The organism is Streptomyces sp. NPDC002926, from assembly GCF_053591755.1.
Map to the genome: position 1 here is coordinate 602549 of NZ_JBSFUK010000001.1, position 15898 is coordinate 618446.

Below are 15898 nucleotides of genomic sequence, written 5' to 3' on the forward strand. Positions count from 1 at the left end.
GGGCGCGGCCCCCGGCTATGTGACGGCAACCACCTGTTCATCCGTGGGAACAATCGGCGTGCGAGTATTTGTTTCGAAGGAGAACTAACCCCGGAAGGGCACTCATGCCACTCGCGCTGCTCGCGCTCGCCGTATCCGCCTTCGGTATCGGCACCACCGAGTTCGTGATGATGGGCCTGCTGCCCAATGTCGCGGACGATCTCAACACCACCGTCCCCACGGCGGGTTACCTCGTTTCCGCGTACGCGATCGGCGTCGTGATCGGCGCACCGCTGCTCACCGCCCTCGGCTCCCGCATCCCGCGCAAGCGGATGCTCCTGCTGCTGATGGCGCTCTTCGTCGTCGGCAACCTCGCCTCGGCGCTCGCGCCCGGCTTCGGCTGGCTGATCGCCGGTCGCGTGCTCGCCGGGCTGCCGCACGGCGCGTTCTTCGGGGTCGGCGCGGTCGTCGCCGCGCGGCTCGTCGCGGACGGGCGGCAGGCGCGGGCCGTGGCAATGATGTTCCTCGGTCTCACGGTCGCCAATATCGTCGGCGTACCCGCGGCCACCCTGCTCGGCCAGCATCTCGGCTGGCGGGCCACCTTCCTGGTTGTCACCGTGATCGGCCTGGTCGCGATGGCCGCTCTCGCCCGCCTCGTTCCGTACGTACCCGTCGACGCGCACCAGAGCGTGGGCCGCGAGCTGCGCGCACTGGGCAACCGGCAGGTGCTGCTCGGACTGCTCACCGCGGTCTTCGGCTTCGCCGGCGTGTTCGCGGTGTACTCCTACCTCGCCTCGATGACGACCGAGGTGATGGGCTTCGGCGAGTCCTCGGTGACACTGGTGCTCGCTCTCTTCGGCATCGGTATGACGCTCGGCGCGCTGGCCGCGGGACCGCTGACCGACCGGGCGCTGCGTCCCACGCTGTACGGGTCGCTGACCGCCCTCGCGCTCGTGCTGGTCGCCTTCCGCTTCACCATGCACATCCAGTGGGCTGCCCTGGTCACGGTGGTGGTGCTGGGCGCGGTCGGCTTCATGACCACCACACCGCTGCAGATGCTGGTCATGAAGAAGGCGCAGGACGCGCCGACGCTCGCCTCCGCCTCGAACCACTCGGCGTTCAACCTCGCCAACGCGGGCGGCGCCTGGCTCGGCGGCGCGGCCATCGCGGCGGGCTGGGGCTGGACCTCACCGGCCGTCGTCGGCGCGGTACTCGCCGCCGCCGGTCTGGCGATCGCTGTGACAGCGGGCCTTCTCGACCGGGGCGGCCGTGGCGGCCGGGAGGGCCGGGCCACGACAGAGGGGGCCTCCCGCGTGATCGCCGCAGGAAGCCCCCGTACCGCGGAGCCGGAACTCAGCCGCTCGTCGTCTCCCGCCAGCGGTTCGTGATCGGCAGCCGCCGGTCCTTGCCGAAGCCCTTCGCCGAGATCTTGGTGCCCGGCGGGTACTGGCGCCGCTTGTACTCCGCCGTGTCCACCATCCGCAGCGTCTTCGCCACCAGCTCCTCGTCGAAGCCGGCCGCGACGATCGCGTCCTTGCCCTGGTCCCGGTCGACGTACAGCTCCAGGATCCGGTCCAGTACGTCGTAGTCCGGCAGCGAGTCGGTGTCGACCTGGCCGGGGCGCAGCTCCGCGCTCGGCGGCTTGGTGATGGAGGCCTCCGGGATCGGCGGGGTCTGGCCGCGCTCCTGCGCCGCCCGGTTCCGCCACTTCGCGAGCCGGAAGACCGTCGTCTTGTAGACGTCCTTGATCGGCCCGTACGCGCCGACCGAATCGCCGTACAGCGTCGAATAGCCGACCGCCAGCTCGGACTTGTTGCCCGGTGCGAGCACGATGTGGCCCTCCTGGTTGGAGACGGCCATCAGCATCGTGCCGCGCAGCCGCGACTGGAGGTTCTCCTCGGCGAGACCGGTCAGCTGGAGCGCGCCCATGTACGCGTCGAACATCGGCTCGATCGGTACGGTGCGGAAGTTGAGCCCGGTGCGGCGGGCCAGCTCGGCCGCGTCGCCCTTGGAGTGGTCGGACGAGTACTTCGAGGGCATGGAGATGCCGTAGACGTTCTGCGCGCCGAGCGCGTCGCAGGCGATCGCCGCGACCAGCGCCGAGTCGATACCGCCGGACAGCCCGATCAGTACCGACCGGAAGCCGTTCTTGGCCGTGTACGCCCGCAGGCCGACGACCAGCGCGGAGTACACCTCCTCGTCGTCGTCGAGCCGGTCGGCGTAACCGCCGGCGAGCTCCGCCTCGTACGCCGGCAGCGGCTCCTCGGAAAGCACGACGTGCTCGATCCGCAGCCCGTCGTCGACCACACCCGCGGGTATGGCACCCGCGGCCGGCAGCTCCAGATCGAGGACTACGCTGCCCTCCGCGAACTGCGGGGCGCGGGCGACGACTTCGCCGTCCGCGTCGACGACGATCGAGTCGCCGTCGAAGACCAGCTCGTCCTGCCCGCCGATCATGGCGAGATACGCGGTGGTGCAGCCGGCCTCCTGGGCGCGCTTGCGCACCAGCTCGAGCCGGGTGTCGTCCTTGTTCTGCTCGTACGGTGAGGCGTTGACGGAGATCAGCAGCCCGGCCCCGGCGGACCGGGTGGCCGGGACGCGGCCGCCGTCCTGCCAGAGGTCCTCGCAGATCGCGAGCGCCACATCGATGCCGTGCACGCGGATCACCGGCATGGTGTCGCCGGGCACGAAGTAGCGGAACTCGTCGAAGACGCCGTAGTTGGGCAGATGGTGTTTGGCGAAGCTGAGCACGACCTCACCGCGGTGCAGCACGGCGGCCGCGTTCTGCGGCGACCCGGCGGGCTGGCCGTAGCGGGGCTGGGCCCGCTCGGAACGGTCGAGGTAGCCGAGGATGACCGGCAGCTCACCGAAGCCTTCGTCGTCCAGGCGTGCGGCGAGCGCGCGAAGGGCGGCTCGGGACGCTTCGACGAAGGACGACCGCAGGGCCAGGTCCTCGACGGGATAGCCGGTCAGCACCATCTCGGGGAAGGCGACGAGATGCGCCCCCTGCTCGGCGGAGTGCCGGGTCCAGTGCACGACCGCCTCGGCATTGCCGGCGAGATCACCGACGGTCGAGTCGATCTGATTCAGAGCGAGGCGTAGTTGAGGCACGCGGACCAGTGTAATCGTCTCTCTGACGCGATGTCCTGTCGTGTGGTGAGTGCCACCCCGGGCCCCGCAGCGAGGGTGCCCGGGGGCCGATCCCCGGCGCGCCCGGCCCCCCGGGGAGGGGGTCGGGGACGGGCCCGGGGGAGGGCGCCCGGGGAAGGACCCGCCCCTCGCTCCAGGGCTACGCGCGGTAGGCGACGGTCGTCATCATCCCGGACTCCGAGTGGTAGATGTTGTGGCAGTGCAGCATCCACAGGCCCGGATTGTCGGCGTCGAAATCCACGGTCACCTTGCGGTGCGGCAGAACCGCTGCCGTGTCCTTGCGGGCGCCGGCACCGTTGATGCCCGCCAGGGCGAAGGTGTGGCCGTGCAGATGGATGGGATGCCACATGTCCGTGGCGTTGATGAACACCATGCGGACCCGCTCGCCGGATCGAACGGCATAGAGCCGGTCCGGGGAATAGGGCTTGTCGTCGAAGGCCCAGTCGTACTTCTCCATGCCTCCGGTCAGCTTGATCCGCATGATGCGGTCCGGCTTGCGCCGGGGCAGTGCCACCGACTCGTCGGGTTCGAGGTGGGCGGCCGACTTCAGCACCGCCCCGTCCAGCTCCGCCGGACGCACGGACGGCGCGGGGCGCGCCCCGCCGCCGGTGCGCAGGACGGCCATCGACGAGGCCTTCTTGCCCTCGGCGAGCGCGGTGAGCGGAAAGACCCCGTCCTTGGCGGTGACCATCACGTCGTACCGCTCGCCCATGCCCACCAGCAGGGCTTCGGTCCTGGTGGGCTGGACGGGGAAGCCGTCGGTGTGGGTGACCGTCAGCGTGTGGCCGCCGAGCGCCACCCGGAAGGCCGTCTCACCGCCGGCGTTGATGATGCGCAGCCGGATGCGGTCGCCGGGCTTGGCGGTGAACTGCGCTGGGTCGTCCGCCGTGCGCCCGTTGATCAGGTAGTGCGGGTAGGCGACATCGCCCGCCTCGCCGCCGAGCAGCCGGCTTGTGCCCTTCCTGACCCGCGACGGGCCTTGCGCCTTCCCGGTCGGGGACACCATGGACGGCATGTCCGCGCCCGAGTGCCCGGCCCTGCCGTGGTTCAGCTCCGCCAGGACCGCGTCCGGTGTGGAGCCGTCGACCCCGTCCACCCAGTCGTCCAGAAGGACGACCCACTCCTTGTCGTACGACAGCGGCTCCTTCGGGTCCTCCACGATCAGCGGAGCGTACATACCGCGGTCCAGCTGCACACCCGAGTGCGGATGGAACCAGTACGTGCCCGGGTGGGCGACCACGAAGCGGTACGTGAACTCCGCACCGGGGCGGATCGGCTGCTGTGTCACACCCGGCACCCCGTCCATGTCATTGCGCATCGAGATGCCGTGACAGTGCAGCGAGGTGTCCTGCGGCAGGTTGTTGGCGAGGGAGAGTGAGAGGGTCTCGCCGGCCGTGACACGCACCTCTTTGCCCGGCAGCCGGTCCCCGTACGCCCACGACCTGACCGTCCGGCCACCGCCCAGCTCCAGCCGGGTGGCCGTGGCGGTCAGCTTGAAGGTGCGGACGGTCCCGGAGCCTCGTTCCTTCTCCCGACTCAGGACCTCCGCGCCATTGGCGGTGACATAGCCCTCCGGGGCTTCGGGGGCGACGTAGCCCTGCCGCGTCGGCGTCGGAGCGCTGCCCCCGTGGTTCATCGGTCCGTGGCCGGTGCCCGACGAGTCGGAGCAGGCGGCCAGAACTCCCGCACCGGCGGCGGCGATTGCTGCGCCGAGCACGGCACGGCGAGTTTGGTGAGCGCGCATGACTGAGTGCACCTCGTGGTGTGTGGTGATGTGGCAGATGGTCGCGTCTGCTGCTTCTGGTACACCGCTCGGAGCGCGGAGGTTCCCAGGCAGCCGGGCGGACTTCTAGATCCGCAGCACCGACAGCCTGGCGAGGAGGGTCTTGCGGGGAGGCGGGTTGGGCCGCAGCGCACGCAGTATCCGGGCGTGCCACGCAGCGAGCAGAGCGACGCGGTCGGTCCGCAACAGCCCCGCGGTCAGCAGGACGAGGGTGAAGGTGTCCAGCACGGCGAGGCACAGGGTCATCAGATCCACACCTATGCCCGGGAATGCCGGTCCGGCATTCGGCAGGGCCACGGGGACGGCGGTCTGGTGGCGTCCGGCGGGCGTCACGCCCACCGCCGGGGACGAGGCGGTGTGCCCCACCGCCGAGGTGGCGACCGTGTGCTCCCGCGCACCACCGCCCTGCCCCGGCATCGGGCGCCCCACGGTGTGCATCGTGGCGATTCCGAACAGCAGCGCCACGAACAGCAGTAGCTGTCCGAACCGCCCACGTCGACCGATCGCCATGGCCGCACCCTACCCCCACCCGGTATACGTCAACATGCGACCCGCCCTCTCCCCCTCGACTATTAGCCCATAATGTCCGGAAATCGTCCGGTGGTTATGTCCATAAGTGTCCTGGTCGTCCTGGCGGGAGTGCTCGCCACCGTCCGGACCTTGCCGCCGTCGCCTCCCTCCATGGGGGCCACGGGGGTCTGGCCCACCGGGGCCTGGCAACGGCTCCACATGCCCTTCGTGGCAGGCTGGCCATCGGTGCCCGCGCTGTCCCCGGTGCGGGAGGGGGCGAAGGAGCGACCGTGACCTTTGTACGGGTGGGAGGCGTACCGCACCATGTGGTCGTCGAAGGCAGCGGCCCGGTCTGCGTACTGAGCGCGGGTCTCGCCATGAGCTGGTTCGACTGGGACCCGGTCGTGCCGCTGCTCGCACCGCACCGCACCGTCGTCCGATTCGACCGGCCCGGACACGGGCTTAGCGGCCCGGCCGCCGTGCCGCCGTCCGCCGCCGGTGAGGCTCATCGCATCGCGGGCATCCTTGACGCGCTCGTCCTGGACGGGCCCGGCCAGGACGGACCCGCCACCGTCGTGGGGCACTCGATCGCCGGGTTCCACGCCGAGGCTTTCGCCCGCCTCCACCCCGCCCGTACCGCAGCCGTTGTCCTCGTCGACTCCAGTGTCGAGGAGCACGCGCGCGTGCCGGCCGCGCCCGCGCTGCGTACCGCCGCAGCCCGCACGCTCGGCACCGTGCTCAGCGCCGCCGGAGTGCCCGCCGCCCTCGGACCGCTGACCCGCCGCGCCACGGTCCGCCTCTCCCGCACCGGCGGCGGCGACCCGGCCCCCGCCGCTCTCGTACGCCGCTGCTACGCCACCTCCCGGGTGCTGCACGGCGGCCTGCTGGAGAACACGCACTACCGGGCCGTGGCCGCCGAACTCCTCGCCCTTCGCGGGCGCCACGCCCTGCCGGACGTCCCGGTCACCGTCCTCGCCGCGACGGACAACGTGACAGCCGGTGGGGCGCGCTGGGTGGAGCGGCAGCGCGCACTGGCCCAGCAACTGGGCGCCCGCTTCGAGGCGGTCGGACCGGCGGGCCATCTGCTGATGCTGGACCGCCCGGACGCGGTGGCCCGGGCCGTACTGGACGGCTACGGTCCGCGTGTACGCGACCTCTGCAGGTCGAACGGGTGATAGGGGGGATGCTCAGGCATGGCACGGCCGGCCCCGCGTAGTGAGGGCCATGAGCGCCGGGCAGCGCCTGCGGCGTATGACGCCACACCCACGTGGGCACACAGCGCGGCCGGGATCCCGACCGGTTGGTTCCGCCGGCGCGGCCGAGGCGGTCCTCGAGATCCCCGTCGAGACCGTCACAGCGCCCGATGCCGTCCGTCCGCCCCGGATCGCCCGGCGGCTGCCCGGGACGGACGGCTGAGCACGGCCTGCCGAGCGCGGGCCGGGCCCCAAGTCTCGGCCCCGGCCCCAAGTCTCGGCCCGAGACCCTCAGGTACGGACTTCGGCACCCCTCTTGTGCAGCAGATCGACCATCAGTCCGACCTCCGAGCGCTGGGCGTCCACCATGCCCTGGGCGAGATTCCGCTCCGTATCCACGGTGCAGAGCTTCACACAGCCCTCGGCCATCGAGATGCCGCCGTTGTGGTGGATGATCATCAGCTGGAGATATTCGATCTCGGCCTGCTTGCCGCCGGCCTTGCCGAGCCGCCCCAGGTCCGTGTTGGTCGCCATGCCCGGCATCAGCGAGCCGTCCTTGGCCTGATGCCCGGAGTGCGCCGCGTGAGCGCCCTTCATGTCCGGCATCATCCACGCCATCGGCTCGCTGTCCGTGAAGACCTTCGGCAGTCCCCACAGATCCAGCCAGCCCAGCATCATCCCGCGCTGGTTGGCCTGGGTGTTGGCGATGTCGTACGCGAGGCGGCGCACCTCGTCGTCCTTCGTACGGTCCCGGACGATGAAGGACATCTCCACCGCCTGCTGATGATGGACCGACATATCGCGCGCGAATCCGGCGTCCGCTGAAGTGGCCGCCGGAGTACGGGAGTTGGCACCGTCATTGCCGCTGCCGCCCGCGGAGGCCACCGTGGCGGCCCCCGCGAAGAGCAGCGCGAGCACGACCGCCGTGACGGCCGCCCAGTGCGTACGGGTCATACGGGTCACTTGGCGCCCAGACCGTTGGTGCATGCCGCGCCCGGCTCGGGCGTCTGCGCGCCCTGGACGTACTTGGTGAAGAACTTGTTCACGCGCGGGTCGTCGGCGCTGTCCACGGTGACCTGCTTGCCCCAGGCGCTGAGCATGATCGCACCGGACTGGTCCTTGACCGGGCTCATCAGCGTGTAAGGGGTCTTCTTGACCTTCTCGCCGAGCTTGGTCACATCGGCCGCGGGAGCCTTGTCGTTGTACGTCACCCAGACCGCGCCGTGCTCCAGCGAGTGCACGGCGTTCATGTCCGGGATCGCCTCCTTGTAGACGTCACCGTTGCAGTTCATCCACACCTGGTTGTGGTCGCCGCCGACCGGCGGCTTCATCGGGTAGGTGACCGTCTTGGTGACATGGGTGCGGCCGAGCTTCTTCGCGTCCCAGGACTTCTCACCGGTGATCGGAGACTTGGCCTCGGCGACCTTCTGCTCCTTCTTGTCCGACTCCTTGTTGAGCGCGAAGACGCCGAAGCCGACGAGACCGGCGACGACGACAGCGCTGACGCTGATCGTGATGATGCGGTTGCGGCGCTCGCGGGCCTGCTCGGCGCGGCGCATCTCTTCTATCCGGGTCCGTCGGTCGCTGTTGCGGGAAGCCATGGTGGTGTCGTCCTTCGTGAAGTCTGCGGTGATCAAGGGGCTGGGGGCGGGCGGGGCTGTTACGTCCGCAGCACTTGAAGGACGTGAAGGTCCGGGGCGCGCGGGAGCGCCCCGGACCGGGGCAGCCGGCCGGTGGGAGCCGGCAGGTCGAGATGCGGGGGCTGTGCGCCGGCCTCCAGCGGGGCGGCCGGCGGCGGCGCGGTGAGCACGGCCGGGCCGGCCAGCGGCAGCAGACCGCAGGCGCCGTCGTCGTACGGGCAGGTGTACGCGGTCGGGACGTCCGGCAGGGCAGTGTGGTGGGGGGCCGACGGGCTCAGACAGATGAAGAGCGCGCTGAGGAGCGTCGTCACGGCACTCAGCAGTGCCATGGGACGCGCGGTGCGCGCGATGTGGTTGAGCCGTGAACCCCCCATGGCCGCAGATGGTAGTGGGCAGCGGCGCTCCGCACCTCATACGGGGCTGGTAAACAGCCATCCCCACCCGCCGGGAAGGAGCGAAGGGAGTCTCGGGGTCGTCCGGGGCCACGTCCTGACCCACAATGGGCTCGGACCCACAATGGGGCTGAGCCGATACAGCGGACATCGGCGCGCGGCCAGTGGACGGGTCCGCAACGCGCCTGAAACTCTTCGATGGCATGCTCGTGCGGAGCAGGCGGCTTGACCAGCAAGGATGGGTGAAAATGGATAAGCAGCAGGAATTCGTGCTCCGTACGCTCGAGGAGCGCGACATCCGCTTCGTGCGCCTGTGGTTCACCGATGTGCTCGGCTTCCTGAAGTCGGTCGCGGTGGCTCCCGCCGAGCTCGAGCAGGCCTTTGACGAGGGCATCGGCTTCGACGGCTCCGCGATCGAGGGTTTCGCGCGGGTCTACGAGTCCGACATGATCGCCAAGCCGGATCCGAGCACCTTCCAGATCCTGCCGTGGCGCGCCGAGGCCCCCGGCACGGCGCGGATGTTCTGCGACATCCTGATGCCGGACGGTTCCCCGTCCTTCGCCGACCCCCGCTACGTACTGAAGCGCATCCTCGCCAAGACCTCCGACCTGGGCTTCACCTTCTACACCCACCCGGAGATCGAGTTCTTCCTGCTGAAGAACAAGCCGCTGGACGGCAGCCGCCCCACCCCCGCCGACAACTCCGGCTACTTCGACCACACCCCGCAGAACGTGGGCATGGACTTCCGCCGGCAGGCGATCACCATGCTCGAGTCCATGGGCATCTCGGTGGAGTTCAGCCACCACGAGGGCGCGCCGGGCCAGCAGGAGATCGACCTGCGGTACGCGGACGCGCTGTCCACCGCGGACAACATCATGACCTTCCGCCTGGTCATGAAGCAGGTCGCGCTGGAGCAGGGCGTGCAGGCGACCTTCATGCCGAAGCCGTTCAGCGAGTACCCGGGCTCGGGCATGCACACCCACCTCTCTCTCTTCGAGGGCGACCGGAACGCCTTCTACGAGTCCGGCTCGGAGTACCAGCTCTCCAAGGTCGGCCGCTCCTTCATCGCGGGCCTGCTCAGGCACGCGGCGGAGATCTCGGCCGTGACCAACCAGTGGGTGAATTCCTACAAGCGCATCTGGGGCGGCTCGGCCCGCAGCGCGGGCGCGGGCGGCGAGGCTCCGTCGTACATCTGCTGGGGCCACAACAACCGCTCGGCGCTGATCCGCGTCCCGATGTACAAGCCGGGCAAGACCGGCTCGGCCCGGGTGGAGGTCCGCTCGATCGACTCGGGCGCGAACCCGTATCTGACGTACGCGGTCCTGCTGGCTGCGGGCCTCAAGGGCATCGAGGAGGGCTACGAACTCCCGGCCGGCGCGGACGACGACGTGTGGGCGCTCTCCGACGCGGAGCGCCGGGCGATGGGCATCGAGCCGCTGCCGCAGAACCTCGGCGAGGCGATCACGCTGATGGAGCGCAGCGAGCTGGTCGCCGAGACGCTGGGCGAGCATGTTTTCGACTTCTTCCTGCGCAACAAGAAGCAGGAGTGGGAGGAGTACCGCTCCGAGGTCACGGCCTTCGAGCTGCGCAAGAACCTGCCGGTGCTGTAGCCGCAGGTCAGCGGCGCTCAGCCGACAGCTCAACGATCCGGGCCGGAGGCGTACTGCCGCCGGCCCGGAGCCGTCTCATTCGCTCTGGCCGTCGGTGGGCCGTACGACGTGTGAGATGCACGGCCCATCTCCCTGGCGCGGGGGGCCGCGGCCCTCTCCTGTGTCGGGGACGCAGGGCGCCGGGTGCCGGTGGCTCGAGGGGGCTCCCCATCGAGGTCCGCCGGACACGTTCCTAGCCCCGGGTCGCGCGGAACGCGCCGAGAGCGGCGAGCGTGAAGCCGTCCCGCAGCTCTCCCGCGCGGATCGCCTTCGCGATGTCGTCCGGGCTCCACCACCGCGCGTCGGCGACCTCGCCGCCGCCGGCCGAGTCGGGGCGCAGCGGGGCGTCGGCCGGAACAGTGACCTCGACGACGGCAACCTCGCTCTCCAGCATGCCGGAGTCGACGTCCAGGTACGCCACTACAGCCGCTGCGGACCCCGCCAGTCCCGCTTCCTCAACCAGTTCGCGCAGCGCGTCCGAGACGGGATCGGTCTCGCCGAAGCCGCGCGGCAGTTCCCAGGCCCACCGGCTGACGGTGGGTCGCCACTGGCGGACCATCAGTATGTCGTCACCTCGTCGGGCCAGCACCACGACTCCGGGACGGCTGCCGCCGACGCGGATGCGGTGCCGGACGGCCTCGGCGCCGGACGGCAGGCGGTAGGTGTCGAGGTACACCTCGCACCACCGCCCGCCGTCAGCGTCGGTGTAGGCCTTGCGGGTGTGCGTGCGCGGTGCCCGGGTGTCCATCAGAGAGTCCTTGCCGGCGCCTCGGGGAGCTCCATCACGTCATACCGCCCCCGGTAGTCGGTCAGGCGGGGCAGCCCGGCGGCCACGGCCGCGACGACGACCGGCGCCAGTGCCCCGCCCGCGCCGGCCGCGAGTGCCGCAGGCGCCCCCTCCCCGAACATATCGGCGGCCAGGCTCAGTCCGCCGCCCGCGGCCATCTGGGCGGTGATCCCGCGCGCGGCCCGTACGACCCGCTGGATCCGGGTGACCGGCACCGCGTCCACGCCACCGGCCGGCGGCTCCTTCGTACGACCCCCGAGCAGGTCGCCCACCTCCTGCAGCGCGGCGAGGTCGTGCCGCTGCCACCAGGTGGCGAGAGCGTCGGCAGCGTCGTCGGTGAAACGCCGCCACTGCTCCCCGCTCATCAGGCCGAGCCGCAGTTCGAACCAGGTCGGGTAGGTCACGACCGGTGTCCGCTCCGCCTGCACCGCTGCCTCCCGGCGGCGGACGCCGCGCCGGGGTGCGGCCAGCCCGAGCAGGCAGCCCTCGCCCGCCGCGATGGCTCGGTAGTACGTCTCGTCGAAGGACTCGCGCAGCGTCTGCGCGTCCGCCCGCGCCGCGGGGTCGGCGGAGCGCAGCAGGGGGGCAAGGCTCTCGTACAGGCGGCTACGGTTGGGCCGGCCGTGTACGTCGAAGTCCCCACCGGTCCAGGCGGCGAGCACCGCCCGGCCCTGGTCGCCGGCCACGTCCTCGGGCCGCGGCGGGGGCCGCACCGCGTACGCGGTCTCGAAGTCGGCCGGTACCAGGGGACTGACCTCCAGGAGGCCGCCCTCGGCGGCCTCCAGCCAGTCACCCCAACGGGCGACCGTGCGCCGCCGCAGCGGAGGGTCGAGGACACCGGTCGCTGCCAGCAGCCGGTCCGCCATGACGGCCGGCCCCTCTGCGGCGAGGGCCGCGACCGCGGCCTCGCCGTCCGCGCGGGCGGCCAACTCCCGCTGGAGTCCGAGGCATTGTTCGTCGGGGATCGGGAGGGAAGAGAAGAGGAAACCGCTCGAGAGCATCGCGATCAGCTGCCCGGCCAGGTCCGCGCCCTGGGAGTTCACCCGGATCGGCAGCATCGCGCCGCCACCGATCGTCCGGATCGCCAACTCGTCGAGGAGTGCTGCGGGCCGGAGCACGGCGAAGGCGGCGCCGTCGAGCAGTTGCGGATACGACAGGAACAGGGAGCCGCCCTGGATGACCTCCCAGCGCAGCCGCCCGAGTAACTCTGCCCGCCCGAGCGCGGTCAGCCGCTCCACCGGGGCGGCGGCCCCGGGCGCGTGGGTGCTGAGCGTGGCCCGCTGCCGTACGCTGTCCCACCCTGTGCTGAGCACCGCAGTCATGTGCCCGCCCCTTCCTCGGCCCCGGTACGGGGCCAGTCCAGCATGTGCCCGTGGGCGGGACAAGAGAGGGCGTGGATCTTGATACGTAGGCGGTCGGTCCCCAAGACGGCCACGAGCGCCTTGCCGATCAATCCGCGTGCGAATCCGGCTTGCGGAGCGGAGTTGTGCCGGGGGCTTGATCACAGCGGCCGGCACATGGTGGTCGTCGGGACCGGGTGACTGCAGAACCCTCTCGAGCGGGGCAGCCGGCCCCGGGCCGGCGGCTGTGTGCCGCCCGGCCCGGGGCCGGATCACCGGACCTCTAGCACGGGATGACGTGCCAGACCGGGGCCCAGTTGTAGTTGCCGTTGTTGGCGTACGCGCCGGGCGTTGTGTAGATGGTGTTGTAGCCGCGGTCCAGGAACCTGGCCCTGGTGCCCGGGGTCTGGTTGTTGCTCCAGGATCCGGGGCCGTTCCAGTTCGAAAGGTCGTACGTCTGGCACTTCCACAGGTTGAACTGGGTGCCGGTGAAGCTGGTGCCGGTCCACATGCAGAAGTTCTCGTACGGACAGGCTGCCTTCGGGCCCGCCGCGCCGGACAGATCGCGGGCGTAGCGCTCTCCGGGAACGGCGACGACGATCTCGCCCCTGCCCGCCAGTTCGATCTTGTTGGCGGCGACCTGCTTGCCGCCCGCCGTGGTGAGGTAGCCGTCCACCGTGGTCTGAAGTTGTTTCGCCTGGGCGCCGGTCAGTCCCGCATGCTTCGCCTGGGCCGCGAATTCCTGGTGGCTGGTACCGCTTGCGGCGGAGGCCGTGCCCGTGAGTCCGATCATCGCTGCGGCGATCAGTGTCATCACCGCGACCACCGGCGCGGTCAGCTTGCGTAACGCCATGTGTGACTCCCCCTACTCGTTGTCGAGCTGCTTGCCCGCGCTCTTGCGGCGGGCATGCCAACGAGTCTCTCGGGGGACCGGCGCGGCGGACAACCGTTTTCTATGTGGATGTCCAGAAGACGCCACTCATACTATTGATCACCCAACGGGTCGGAATATGGCCTTGTGTTGGCGTGACGCTCCGGTGCTCCGGCCGCGGCGGCGCGGCACATCGCCCAGCTGTCCCGGCGGCCGCCCGTGCCGCGGCCTCGGTGGCGTCGTAGCCCGGCCGGCCGCTCACCGGATGCCACCCGGCCCGGAAAGCGGCAGGGTGGCTCCATCAGGACTCTCCCGCACAGACGAGGACCGCCCATGTCCGTGACCGATCACCGGCGTCTCGGCGTCGCCGCCGGGGCCGTGCTCCTGACTGCCGCGGTCACGGGCTGCTCCGGCCTCGGCCGCAACGCGGTGGGCACCATCTCCTACAGCACGGAGAAGAACGCCCTTGTGACGGTGTCGAATCCCCTGGTCACGGGTTGCCACCGGCTGGGGCCAGCCGGTGCGGTCAGGGTCATCAACAACACCATGCTGGACTTGATCCTTTACCCGGGCGAGAACTGCTCCGGCGGTACGTCGACGTATGTGGCGACCACGTTGTCCGACAACATCGCCCCCGTGGCCAAGCCGTGGCGGAGCTACTCCGTTGTCCACTGAGGCGCCACGGGTGCCGAGTCGGCGAGAGCTGCCGAAATACGGCGACGAGGGAAGTACGGGCCGTGCCGCATTGTTGATAGATACACCTACATCCGTATCGAGGAGCCATGGTGCACTCAAACGCTGAACAGCCCGCCGATGTCGTCGCCCGGCTGCGTGCCACCTTCCGCAGCGGGCGTACCAAGCCGCTCTCCTGGCGCAGGGAGCAGCTGACCGGCCTGCGGACCATGCTGACCGAGCGCAGTCAGGAGTTCGTCGCCGCGCTCCGTGCGGACCTGGGCAAGAGCGAGCGCGAGGTGTTCCGTACCGAGATCGGCTCCACCGTGGGCGAGATCGACCACACCCTGGAACACCTGGAGGAGTGGCTGCGGCCCGAGCCCGCCGAGGTTCCCGAACGTCTCCGTACGGCGACCGCGTGGACGGTGCGTGACCCGTTGGGTGTCGTACTGGTCATCGCGCCGTGGAACTATCCGGCGCACCTGCTGCTCGCGCCGGTGGTCGGTGCGCTCGCCGCCGGCAACTGCGTCGTCGCCAAGCCGAGCGAGCTGGCACCGGCCACCTCCCGGGTCCTCGGCGAGCTGCTGCCGCAGTTCGTCGACACCGACGCGCTGGCCGTGGTGGAAGGTGCCGTTCCGGAGACCACCGCCCTGCTGGAGCAGCACTTCGACCACATCTTCTACACCGGCAACGGAACCGTGGGCCGCATCGTGATGCGCGCGGCCGCCGAGCACCTCACCCCGGTGACTCTGGAACTCGGCGGGAAGTCGCCCGCGTTCGTCGACCAGGGAACGGACCTGCAGACAGTGGCCTCCCGGCTCGTGGCCACGAAGTTCCTCAACGCGGGGCAGACCTGCGTAGCCCCGGACTATGTGCTCACCGACCCGGTGACCGCGAGCAAGCTCGAGGACGCCCTGGAGACGGCGGTGCAGCAGGCGTACGGCGACGATCCGGCCGCCTCGCCCGAATACGGCCGGATCGTCGACGCACGGCACTTCGACCGGCTGACCGGCCTCCTCGGCTCGGGCCGTCCGGTCGTCGGGGGCGAGCACGACCGCGCGAGCCGCTACTTCGCCCCGACCGTACTGGCGGGAGTGGCGCCGGACTCCCCGGTCATGTCCGAGGAGATCTTCGGCCCGATCCTGCCGATCGTGGAGGTCGCCGGCCTCGACGAGGCCATCGCGTTCATCAACGAGCGGGACAAGCCGCTGGCGCTGTACGCGTTCACGGAATCAACCACGACCCGCGACCGGCTGCTGGCGGAGACCTCCTCGGGCGGCGTCGGGTTCGGCCTCCCGCTGGCGCATCTCACGGTGTCCGACCTGCCTTTCGGAGGTGTCGGCGAGAGCGGCATGGGCAACTACCACGGCCGCTACTCGCTGGAGACCTTCAGCCACCGAAAGGCCGTGCTGGACATGCCGCTCGGCTGAATCGCCCGGCGCCCGACCGGAGTTCGGCCGCTGCCCGCGCCGCGCGGAGACCCGGCCGCCCGAGTCAGCGTTCGGAGAGTGGTGCCGGGGCCTCCTGGACCACCCAGCCGTTGCCGTCCGGGTCCTTGAAGAACATGAACGAGTTCCATTCCTCGCCCGGGCCGTCCTCCCAGCCACCTCGGCCCACGTGCTGGATCGCGCTGACGGGCACGGACCGTTCGGTCAACGCCGCGTGGGCCGCGGCGATGTCCGTCACGCACAGTTGGAGGCCCTGGAGCGAGCCCGGGGTCATGGCCTGCTGGCCCGGGCGGTCGGGCATACCGCTGCTCAGCGCGATCGAGCAGCGGGAGCCCGGCGGGGTCAGCTGGATGATGCGGATACCGGGGGCCACCTCCTGGTCGAGGTCGACCTTGAAGCCGCAGCCGTCCTCGTAGAACGTCTTCGACCGGTCGAGATCGGAGGACGGGACCATGATCACTTCAAGCGTCAGTTCCATCGGTGG

General features: G+C 70.5%; 15 protein-coding genes. 5 read left to right on the plus strand and 10 right to left on the minus strand.

The window, feature by feature from the left end:
• The first annotated feature begins 104 nt into the window (after nt 1-104).
• Nucleotides 105-1367: an MFS transporter gene (locus ACWDZ6_RS02700; RefSeq protein ID WP_451501374.1), complete on the plus strand. Its 1263-nt coding sequence runs from the start codon at nt 105-107 to the stop codon at nt 1365-1367.
• On the opposite strand, the gene ACWDZ6_RS02705 is transcribed toward ACWDZ6_RS02700, so the two are convergent.
• The 3 genes from ACWDZ6_RS02705 to ACWDZ6_RS02715 all read right to left on the minus strand — a co-directional run bounded on the left by ACWDZ6_RS02705 (nt 1333) and on the right by ACWDZ6_RS02715 (nt 5422).
• Nucleotides 1333-3090, minus strand: a complete 1758-nt coding sequence (locus ACWDZ6_RS02705) for an NAD+ synthase (RefSeq protein ID WP_451501375.1) — start codon at nt 3088-3090, stop codon at nt 1333-1335. The two genes, ACWDZ6_RS02700 and ACWDZ6_RS02705, sit on opposite strands and share 35 nt — an antisense overlap.
• Before the next feature lie 178 nt (nt 3091-3268).
• Nucleotides 3269-4873 (minus strand): multicopper oxidase family protein, encoded by a 1605-nt coding sequence (locus ACWDZ6_RS02710; protein WP_451501376.1) that lies wholly within the window; start codon nt 4871-4873, stop codon nt 3269-3271.
• A 105-nt stretch (nt 4874-4978) separates the two neighbouring features.
• Nucleotides 4979-5422: a DUF6153 family protein gene (locus ACWDZ6_RS02715; protein WP_451501377.1), complete on the minus strand. Its 444-nt coding sequence runs from the start codon at nt 5420-5422 to the stop codon at nt 4979-4981.
• Between the two features lie 290 nt (nt 5423-5712).
• Between ACWDZ6_RS02715 and ACWDZ6_RS02720 the strand changes: the two genes are divergently transcribed.
• Entirely contained in the window at nt 5713-6597 is an 885-nt protein-coding gene (locus tag ACWDZ6_RS02720) for an alpha/beta fold hydrolase (RefSeq protein ID WP_451501378.1), read from the plus strand.
• Nucleotides 6598-6906: 309 nt separating this feature from the next.
• Here the strand turns inward: ACWDZ6_RS02720 and ACWDZ6_RS02725 are convergent, their stop codons facing one another.
• The 3 genes from ACWDZ6_RS02725 to ACWDZ6_RS02735 are packed head-to-tail and all read right to left on the minus strand — an operon-like array spanning nt 6907 to nt 8629.
• Nucleotides 6907-7569: a DUF305 domain-containing protein gene (locus ACWDZ6_RS02725; protein ID WP_451501379.1), complete on the minus strand. Its 663-nt coding sequence runs from the start codon at nt 7567-7569 to the stop codon at nt 6907-6909.
• 5 nt (nt 7570-7574) lie between these two features.
• Entirely contained in the window at nt 7575-8216 is a 642-nt protein-coding gene (locus ACWDZ6_RS02730; RefSeq protein WP_326649549.1) for a DUF3105 domain-containing protein, read from the minus strand.
• 59 nt (nt 8217-8275) lie between these two features.
• Complete coding sequence (locus ACWDZ6_RS02735) at nt 8276-8629, minus strand: hypothetical protein (RefSeq protein ID WP_366732174.1); 354 nt, start codon at nt 8627-8629, stop codon at nt 8276-8278.
• Nucleotides 8630-8895: 266 nt separating this feature from the next.
• On the opposite strand from ACWDZ6_RS02735, the gene ACWDZ6_RS02740 reads away from it, so the two are divergent.
• The gene (locus ACWDZ6_RS02740; RefSeq protein WP_451501380.1) at nt 8896-10257 is read left to right on the plus strand and encodes a glutamine synthetase family protein; all 1362 of its coding nucleotides are present in this window, start codon (nt 8896-8898) and stop codon (nt 10255-10257) included.
• Nucleotides 10258-10489: 232 nt separating this feature from the next.
• Here ACWDZ6_RS02740 and ACWDZ6_RS02745 read toward each other — a convergent pair whose 3' ends face one another.
• The 3 genes from ACWDZ6_RS02745 to ACWDZ6_RS02755 all read right to left on the minus strand — a co-directional run bounded on the left by ACWDZ6_RS02745 (nt 10490) and on the right by ACWDZ6_RS02755 (nt 13276).
• Entirely contained in the window at nt 10490-11044 is a 555-nt protein-coding gene (locus ACWDZ6_RS02745) for an NUDIX hydrolase (RefSeq protein ID WP_451501381.1), read from the minus strand.
• Nucleotides 11044-12405, minus strand: coding sequence for a hypothetical protein (locus ACWDZ6_RS02750; protein WP_451501382.1), 1362 nt, complete (start codon nt 12403-12405; stop codon nt 11044-11046). The genes ACWDZ6_RS02745 and ACWDZ6_RS02750 overlap by 1 nt, the downstream gene beginning before the upstream one ends.
• 301 nt (nt 12406-12706) lie before the next feature.
• On the minus strand, nt 12707-13276 hold the full coding sequence (locus ACWDZ6_RS02755; RefSeq protein ID WP_451501383.1) for a peptidase inhibitor family I36 protein: 570 nt from the start codon (nt 13274-13276) through the stop codon (nt 12707-12709).
• Between the two features lie 351 nt (nt 13277-13627).
• Here ACWDZ6_RS02755 and ACWDZ6_RS02760 point away from each other — a divergent pair, with 351 nt between their 5' ends.
• Together ACWDZ6_RS02760 and ACWDZ6_RS02765 are read left to right on the plus strand one after the other, a co-directional pair.
• The gene (locus tag ACWDZ6_RS02760) at nt 13628-13969 is read left to right on the plus strand and encodes a hypothetical protein (protein ID WP_451501384.1); all 342 of its coding nucleotides are present in this window, start codon (nt 13628-13630) and stop codon (nt 13967-13969) included.
• Nucleotides 13970-14076: 107 nt separating this feature from the next.
• Nucleotides 14077-15396, plus strand: a complete 1320-nt coding sequence (locus ACWDZ6_RS02765; RefSeq protein WP_451501385.1) for an aldehyde dehydrogenase family protein — start codon at nt 14077-14079, stop codon at nt 15394-15396.
• Nucleotides 15397-15460: 64 nt separating this feature from the next.
• Here the strand turns inward: ACWDZ6_RS02765 and ACWDZ6_RS02770 are convergent, their stop codons facing one another.
• Nucleotides 15461-15892 carry a VOC family protein gene (locus ACWDZ6_RS02770; RefSeq protein WP_451501386.1) on the minus strand — a complete coding sequence of 144 codons (432 nt, stop codon included), beginning with the start codon at nt 15890-15892 and terminating at the stop codon, nt 15461-15463.
• Nucleotides 15893-15898: the final 6 nt, after the last annotated feature.